This is a genomic window from uncultured Turicimonas sp., assembly GCF_902477955.1.
Lineage (GTDB): Bacteria > Pseudomonadota > Gammaproteobacteria > Burkholderiales > Burkholderiaceae_F > Turicimonas.
The window spans coordinates 1-8,404 of the sequence record NZ_CABSJB010000063.1; the positions used below are offsets into that span (position 1 = coordinate 1).

Annotated in this window: 5 protein-coding genes and 1 tRNA gene; 4 read left to right on the forward strand and 2 right to left on the reverse strand. The window is 41.4% G+C overall.

All coding sequences use genetic code 11. From position 1 onward, the window contains the following. Positions 1 to 180 precede the first annotated feature (180 nt). Both RDK53_RS11945 and RDK53_RS11950 read right to left on the reverse strand, forming a co-directional pair. Complete coding sequence (locus RDK53_RS11945) at positions 181 to 1,170, reverse strand: ribonucleotide-diphosphate reductase subunit beta (RefSeq protein WP_308515159.1); 990 nt, start codon at positions 1,168 to 1,170, stop codon at positions 181 to 183. A gap of 10 nt (positions 1,171 to 1,180) precedes the next feature. Next, a complete protein-coding gene (locus RDK53_RS11950) occupies positions 1,181 to 2,956 on the reverse strand; it encodes a ribonucleoside-diphosphate reductase subunit alpha (protein ID WP_308515161.1) in 1,776 nt (591 codons plus the stop codon). A gap of 417 nt (positions 2,957 to 3,373) precedes the next feature. Here RDK53_RS11950 and RDK53_RS11955 point away from each other — a divergent pair, with 417 nt between their 5' ends. The 4 genes from RDK53_RS11955 (at position 3,374) to RDK53_RS11970 (ending at position 8,374) form a co-directional block, all read left to right on the forward strand. After that, a complete protein-coding gene (locus RDK53_RS11955; protein WP_308515163.1) occupies positions 3,374 to 5,527 on the forward strand; it encodes an ATP-dependent RecD-like DNA helicase in 2,154 nt (717 codons plus the stop codon). Positions 5,528 to 5,703: 176 nt separating this feature from the next. Beyond that, positions 5,704 to 5,780, forward strand: a tRNA-Met gene (locus tag RDK53_RS11960). A gap of 222 nt (positions 5,781 to 6,002) precedes the next feature. Continuing rightward, on the forward strand, positions 6,003 to 7,802 hold the full coding sequence (locus RDK53_RS11965) for a Na/Pi symporter (RefSeq protein ID WP_308515165.1): 1,800 nt from the start codon (positions 6,003 to 6,005) through the stop codon (positions 7,800 to 7,802). Positions 7,803 to 7,813: 11 nt separating this feature from the next. Then, the gene (locus tag RDK53_RS11970; RefSeq protein WP_308515168.1) at positions 7,814 to 8,374 is read left to right on the forward strand and encodes an NUDIX hydrolase; all 561 of its coding nucleotides are present in this window, start codon (positions 7,814 to 7,816) and stop codon (positions 8,372 to 8,374) included. Positions 8,375 to 8,404: the final 30 nt, after the last annotated feature.

The following is an 8,404-nucleotide window of genomic DNA, read 5'->3' on the forward strand; positions in this document are numbered from 1 at the left end:
ACGAGGTGCGAACTATAAATACCTTTTTTGAGCTTGTCAAACCTCTTGATGAAAATTTTTTATGTTAAAAGAACTAAAATAGATAAATTATGCATTTTTTCAAGCTGTTACGACGAATGTAAAAAAGTGAAAAAAAAGACTGCCGTTTCAGCAGTCCTTCCTCTTATCTGTACTTTCCAGTTATTTTCGGGAAGCTCCCCAAACATCTCCCCACGAACCCGTCAAAGCACCCTTGGCATAGTCGACAACTCTGTTTTCAAAGAAATTGGTGTGAGTCACGCCTAACATGGCGTCTACCCATGGAAGCGGATTATGCGGGTGAGCAAAAATCGCTTTCATTCCCATGGCTGTTAGCCTTCTATCAGCAATATAACGGATGTATCCCTTAACTTCTTGAGGAGTTAAGTTCTGCTTAGACATATCATTGACGTCAAAAGCCAAGTCAATAAATCTGTCTTCAAGTTCGACCATTTTTTCAGCTATTTCATAAATTCTGCGCTTCAAACGATCATTCCAGAGATGCGGTTCCTCAATAAGATATTCTCTAAAGAGACGGATCATGCTTTCAGTATGAAGGGTTTCGTCATTAATTGACCAAGCGATAATCTGCCCCATTCCTCTCATGGTTCCGTTTCGTGTGAAATTCAACAGCATCACAAAGCTGGAAAAGAGCTGCATACCTTCAGTAAAAGCCGAAAAAGCCGCCATTTTTACCGCAATATTCTCCTCTTCGTTGTCTGCGAGCCCGTGGAAAAAGTCATGTTTGTCTGCCATGGCTTCGTATTCCAAGAATTCGTTGTAGACAGTTTCCGGCATTCCGATGGTTTCAATCAAATGAGAATATGCGGCAATATGCACAGCCTCTCTAGCAGCGAAGCTTGAGAGCATCATACGGATTTCCGGACACGGGAAGAACGGAAGATACGTCTTTACGTATGCGGAGCTAACGTCGATATCGCCTTGGGTAAAGAAACGAAAAACTTTTGTCAGAAAGTCCCTTTCATCCTCTGTCAAAACGTTTTTCCAATCTTTTACATCTTCAATCATTGGCACTTCTGTCCAGAGCCAGTGCATTTGTTCACTGGCAACGAAAGCGTCATAAGCCCAAGGATAAGAAAACGGCTTATAAAAATTTCTTGAATTTGTGAGAGTACTTGTTTTTGTTGTCATTTCTTATCTCTTATCCTTCACAAGCTAAACAGAAAGAATCATTCATAAGAGTCTTCATGTCAATTTCTTCTTCTAAACGACGGCGTTCGATCTTCTCTCCGACTTTATCTGCTTTACGGAGTTTGTCGCTTCTGCAGTAGTACAAACTCTTCAAGCCGTTTTTCCAAGCCAAATAATGGCAGGCATGCAAATATGCAATGGAAACGTCAGCAGGAAAGAATAAATTTAAAGATTGTCCTTGATCGATATAATTCTGACGGTCAGCCGCAAGGTCAATCAACCATCTTTGGTCGATCTCTTGAGCTGTCTTAAATACGTCCCGGATCTCCTGAGGAAGTGCTTCAAGATGCTGAACCGAACCGTCATGGTTGATGATGTTGCTCCATACTTCTTCAGTATTCAAGCCGTACTCATCCAGGACTCTTTCCAGCATTCTATTCTTAATAATGTGAGCGCCTGAAAGAGTGTCCTGACGATAAATGTTGGCTCTCATCGGTTCAATAGAAGGAGATGTAGCCTGCATAATCAAACTTGAGCTAGCATTCGGGGCGACAGCCATCCAGTGAGAAAATCTTCTTTCAATTCCTGCATCTTTTGCATCCGGACAAGCCCCTCTGAGTTCGCAGAGAATCTTGTCTCCCTTTTCGCATTCATTATGAATATGGCTGAATACTTTGTTATTGATAACTTTAGCCAAGACAGATTCAAGAGGAATCTTTTTGGACTGAAGGTAAGCATGAAAACCTAGAGCTCCGATGCCAATTGATCTTTCTCTAAGAGCCGAATATCTGGCTCGTTCAATGTGATCGGGAGCATGATCAATGAAATATTGAAGAACATTATCCAAAAATTCCATTACATCAGGGATAAATTGTTCATTTTTTGCCCACTCGTCGTAATACTCGATGTTTAAAGAGCTCAAACAGCAAACAGCCGTTCTCTTCTCATTAGTCGGCAAAAAGATTTCGGTACAGAGATTAGAGCCATGAATCTTCAAGTTTTTATCTGCAAGCCAAGACGGAAGCGCACGGTTTGCGGCATCGATAAACACGATGTACGGTTCCCCGGTTTGCATTCTCAATTCAAGAAGTCGCTGCCATAAATCTCTTGCGGACACGACTTCAACTACTCTTTGGCTGTTAGGATCTTTTAATTCCCAAGAATCATCGGCATCCGGATCCTCCATACTCTTTTCAATCAAGCGCATGAATTTGTCGGAAATACAGACTCCATGGTGCAGATTTAATGTTCTGATATTTTGGTCGCCCGTCGGCTTTCTCATTTCTAAGAATTGAACGATGTCTGGATGATCCATAGAAAGGAAGGCCGCATAAGAACCTCTGCGTGTTCTGCCTTGACGGTAAGCCAAACATGCTGCGTCATAAATTTTCAAATGAGGCATCACACCGACAGATTTATCGTCAGCGCTTCTAATATCAATATGAATACCTACACCTCCCCCTAGCATCGAAAGCCAATTGACTTCGGAAAGCGTGTTTACAAGACCCTCTGCAGTATCCGGCATGTAAACCTCAAAACAGCTGATTGGGAGCCCCTTTTTGCTTCTGCCGAATGACAGGATTGGTGTGGAAAAAGAAAGCCAATGTTTAGAAGCGTAATCGTAGATTCTCTGGGCATGAGCAGGATTAGATGCGAAAGCCTCGGAAACATAAGCGAATCTTTCCTGAGGGCTGACCTCTTCGTCACGCATATAGCTTTCCTTAAGTCTCTTATAGGATATTCCCTTTATCAGCTCATCTCTTGAGAGATCCAGATTCAGCGGCATTTATGTCAGTTCCTTTTAGCTTATAAATTAATTCTTGAATTTCGGGATTCTACCTAAGTTAAGTTAGGCGGAACAAAAAAAGGAGGCGAGTTTAAACGAATTGCTAGGACTTCGTTTCGCTCGTGCCTGCATTTTTCTTTGTTTTCAATTGAGGAAAAACAAGTGAATCGAGAGCACAACGTCTTTGCCTAAAGGTGTAAATATTTTTGAATTTGTGACTTCTCCTACAAAAGGATGAATACTGTTTTGGGTCGATAAGTTTCTTTAGAAACATTCATTCCTCTAAAGCAACCTTTTGAGCCACAAGTAGAAATCCTTTTTTGCGTAAAATACCTCTTCCATCACCTAACTCAGCCTTCTACAAAACTTATGACTTTTTCTTCCTCCTCTAAACCAATCAACAACTCAGAGGCTGGCTTGCAAAAACTAACAGGCTTAGTAGAAAGAGTTACTTTCCATAGCGAAGAATCTGGCTACTGCGTAATCAAAATCAAAGTTAAAGGCGAAAGAGAACTAGCGACCGTTGTTGGTCATACTCCGGCAGTCTCACCCGGTGAATTCGTTTCATGCTCCGGAGACTGGATTTATAACCGAGAATATGGCAGACAGTTCCAATCTGTGTTCCTTAATGTTTATCCTCCTGCTACCAAACAAGGCATTGAAAAATATCTCGGTTCAGGAATGGTGAAAGGAATCGGACCAACCTATGCCTCTAGGTTAGTAAAGCAGTTCGGAGAAAAAGTTTTTGACATCATCGAACAGACTCCAGAGCGCTTAAAAGAAGTTGAAGGAATCGGGCCTAAGAGATTCAAAGCAATAGTGTCTGGCTGGGCTGATCAGAAAATCATACGCAACATTATGATTTTTCTACACAGTCACAAAGTTTCTACAGCAAAATCCGTCAGAATTTTTAAAAAATACGGTGAAAATGCCGTATCCATCATTACTCAAAACCCTTATATATTGGCAAAAGATATCAAAGGAATAGGTTTTCGCTCTGCCGATACGATCGCTTTGAATATGGGGATTCCAAAAGATTCGATTTTGAGAGCGCGGGCCGGCATTTCTTACGTTCTTTCAGAAGCTTCGTCTAATGTCGGTCATGCTTGCCTTCCCAAAGACGAGCTAATTAAGATGGCAAATGAACTTCTGGAGATGCCTGAGCAAACAATCTGTGATGCAATTGAAAAAGAAGTAGAAGAGAATTCTTTGGTATCTGACGATTATCCTCAGTCCGAATGTCTTTATCTTCCTTCCCTTTTTTATTCAGAAGTTGGAATCGCTTCCAGTATAAGAAGGCTTAATCAAAGTTGCGTTAATTGGCCGAATATTGATCCGGATAAAGCCATTGCTTGGGTAGAAAAAAAACTGAATATAAATCTTGCAGAGAGTCAGAAAGAAGCTGCCGGTAAAGCTCTTAACTCTAAACTAATGGTCATCACGGGAGGGCCCGGCGTCGGTAAAACAACTTTAGTTAACTCTATTCTTCGAATTTTGTCTGCCAAAAAGGTAAAAATCATTCTCTGCGCACCGACCGGGCGAGCTGCCAAGAGGATGTCCGAAACTACCGGCTCCGAGGCAAAGACTATTCATCGGCTGTTGGAAATCTCTCCTGAGACGGGAAAATTCCAAAGAAATCGGGAAAAGCCGCTGGACTGTGATCTTTTGGTTATCGATGAATGTTCAATGGTTGATTTATCTTTGGCTAACAGTTTGCTCCAAGCCGTGCCCGATCACGCATCTGTAATTTTTGTAGGAGATGTCAACCAACTTCCTTCAGTTGGACCCGGAACCTTTCTCTCAGATTTAATTGAATGCGGACAAATAACGGTAATCAAATTAACTGAAGTGTTTCGGCAAGCAGCAGATTCATGGATTATTAGAGCAGCTCATCAAATTAATAAAGGATACTTCCCGCCTCTTCCTCAAAAAGGTCAAAAAGGAGATTTCTATTTCATTGCCAAAGAAACGCCCGAAGAAATCGTCTCCACTATAGTTTCTTTGGTTCAGCAGCGGCTGCCGAGAACCTTCGGTTTCGATCCGATAAAGGATATTCAAGTTTTGTGCCCAATGAATCGAAGTCTCACCGGCGCAAGAAGTATGAATGAACTTCTTCAATCTGCGCTCAATCCTCCTTCGGATAATGCCATCACAAAGTTCGGGATCACTTTCGATCTGAATGATAAAGTCATGCAGATTGAAAACAATTACGACAAGGATGTCTTCAACGGCGATATCGGCTTTATCAATGGAATCGATAAAGAGGAAGAGACTGTGCTGGTGACTTTTGACGGTCGAGATGTTATTTATTCCTTCGATGAACTTGATGAACTCGTATTGTGTTATGCCACCACCGTCCATAAATCCCAGGGAAGTGAATACCCGGTAGTGATTATTCCGATCTCTACTCAGCAATTTATGATGCTTAAACGCAACCTTGTCTATACAGGAGTAACGCGAGGAAAAAAACTTGTTGTTGTGGTAGGTCAGAAAAAAGCTTTATTTATGGCAATCAAAGACAACCGTTCACTTAAACGGTGGAGCGGGCTAAAGATGCGTCTAGACAAATAAACATTTCTTAACATTATTTGGAAATTCTTTTAAATTTATTTAAAAAATAATAAGTTACTTTAAATCAAAAGCTGATAAAATTTCACTTTTGGTCTTGTCTCTGCTGCAACAACTTGCAAGCTTAAAAAATCGGTGCTAATATTCGCACCAGCTTAAGACAAGCACTCGACATTTGCTGCGGGGTGGAGCAGTCTGGTAGCTCGTCGGGCTCATAACCCGAAGGTCGTAGGTTCAAATCCTGCCCCCGCTACCAATTTCAATAGCAAATGTACATCACTGAACCGCGAAGGCCGTTCAGTTTTATTTTATCCAATTTAAATCACCCCTTTATCCGTCCCTCCTTCAGAGGTCTTTCTTAGTGGTTGCCAGAATCTTTTACCTCTTCAGTCGTAGATTAATAGTGCTATAAGCATAAGCAATCACTATATAATTCATCGCTTACTAATTGATAAATAAAATAAAAACGAGTAGTTACATGTCATTAGCCTCACTCCATAAACAATTTAATAAGACATTCTTGGCCTATGGGAAGCCTCTTTTCGGATTTTTCGTTTGTGTCGGCCTGCTCATAGTTCTTATCCAAAACGTCAGCCTTTTAACTTTATGTGCAGGAGTCTGTCTATTTTTGTTTGCCATGATGCTGCTTCAGGAGAGTTTCAAGATCCTTTCCGGTGGTGTTTTGGATGTTTTCTTAGATAAAGTTGCTAATACGAATTACAAGTCGTTCTTATTCGGTTTTACAGTCAGTTCTTTGGTGCAGTCTAGCGGGCTGGCTACGGTTATAGCGATTTCTTTCTTGAGTGCGGGATTAATGGCCTTGCAGTCCGGCATTGCCATGGTCTACGGCATCAATTTATCTACCGCAGGTTCTGCTTGGCTTGTCGGCTACTTCGGTTTAAAAACGAAGATTTCTTTATATGCCATGCCCTTGATTATCTTCGGCTTGGGATTTTTTATCAGTAAAAACAAGAAAATTAAAGGATTTGGCCTTTTTCTCTTATCTCTCGGCCTTCTGTTCTTGGGCATTTCCTATATGAAAGAAGGTTTTGAGAACTTCAAAGACACCTTTGATATCTCTCAATTTCAGATGGAGGGTCTCGCCGGGCTTCTTCTTTATACCTTGATTGGCTTCGGCGTCACGGTTATTACTCAGTCTTCCCATGCAACCTTAACTTTAGCGTTAGCTGCCTTAGCCGTCGGACAAGTATCTTATGAAAACGCTATTGGTGTAGCTATCGGGGCAAACGTCGGATCTACCATTATGGCCGTAATCGGCTCCATCAATTCCAATATTGAAGGAAAGAAGATTACGGTAACCCATGTGTTTTTTAACTGTTTTGCAGCTTTAATGGCTATTGTGTTCTTCAAGCTGTATTTAATAGCTGTGGACTATCTTTGTGCTTGGGTAGGTATCGCTGAGAATGATTATGTCTTAAAACTCGCCATGTTCACAACGCTGTTCAACGTTATAGGCGTCATCGTTCTTTATCCGTTTATTTCTCAGATGGAAAACTTTCTTAATAAGTACGTTAAGCCCTCAGAAAGTAAAGATGATGAAGTCAAACCGATGTTCCTCAGTGATGAGGTCTTACAGTTCAGTGACAGTGCTCTTCAGTCGGTGACATTAGAAAGTATTCGTCTTTTAGAAGGTACGCTGGGCTTAATCGCTAAAGTGATTAGTTTCCAGCCGGAAGATGTCCAGTCTCAAGAAGAAATCCCTACGGTTCTTTCTCAGAGGAATCAGCCGAATGACTTTGAGTTTGACGCGGCATATCACAAGGAATTTAAAGGTTTGTACTCCAGCATTATTGAATTTGCCGTAAGAGCCGGCTATGAAGCTTCGACTCCGGAAAGAAATACTATCTTTATGGATATCAGACGCGCAAACCTTTACATGGCTTCAGCCGTTAAAGAAGCCAGTCAACTTCAAACCAATATCAACAAATTCGGTTTCTCGAACAACGGCTACATACGTGCAGAATATGCAGCCATGCGCAGAAATCTATTGAGACTGTTGCGTAATGTTCATTCCATTACTCAGGCTACGACAATAGAAGAAATTGATCAGATTCAGCGTGAAATTTTAGAAAATAGCGAAAAATTCGATGTTGTTTCTTCAAGCTCTTTGGATACCTTAATTCGTAACCACTGTATTTCAGATTCTGTTGCTACTTCGATCATGAATGACAACGCAATCTCCCGTAATTTGGCTAAAAACTTATATGATGTTATTGAGTTGCTATTTAAGACTAACCCGGTAGCATTGGGAGAGTAAGGCCATAAAAAATGAGCGAAGAATCTGAATTAAAGTTTTGTTCCGCGTGCGGTGCTCCTCTGGAAATCAAAATTCCGGAGGGAGACACGAGGCAGAGGCACGTCTGCACCAAGTGCGGCCAAATTCATTATGAAAATCCTCATAATATCGTTGGCACCGTGCCTGTCTATGACGGGAAAGTCCTCTTGTGCCGCCGGGCGATTGATCCTTGTTTCGGAAAATGGAATCTGCCTGCCGGCCATCAAGAAATGAAGGAAGGCACGATGGCCGGAGCTCTCCGTGAAACCAAAGAGGAAGCAGGAGCAGAGTTAACAAACGTGCGCCCTTTTATGCTTTTAGATGTTCCGTTTGCTTCGGGGACACATATTTATTTCATTGGTGACGTTGTCAATCCTGACTGCAAACCGGGTCCGGAAACTTTAGAACAAAGATTCTTTTCCGAAGAAGAAATTCCCTGGGACAAAATAGCTTTTAATTCCGTTAAAAGAGCGTTGAAATGTTATTTCTCCGATCTCAAGAAAGGCTCTATTGGATTTCATTACGAAATCAAAGAAAAACCGGGGAAAGAATAATTGAGATTCGACCGAACAAATCTTTTTACT

What these genes read in the sequence shown, in the direction of transcription:
- RDK53_RS11945 (WP_308515159.1), bottom strand. Translation starts at nt 1,170, where the DNA reads ATGACAACAAAAACAAGTACTCTCACAAATTCAAGAAATTTTTATAAG.
- RDK53_RS11950 (WP_308515161.1), bottom strand. Translation starts at nt 2,956, where the DNA reads ATGCCGCTGAATCTGGATCTCTCAAGAGATGAGCTGATAAAGGGAATA.
- RDK53_RS11965 (WP_308515165.1), top strand. Translation starts at nt 6,003, where the DNA reads ATGTCATTAGCCTCACTCCATAAACAATTTAATAAGACATTCTTGGCC.
- RDK53_RS11970 (WP_308515168.1), top strand. Translation starts at nt 7,814, where the DNA reads ATGAGCGAAGAATCTGAATTAAAGTTTTGTTCCGCGTGCGGTGCTCCT.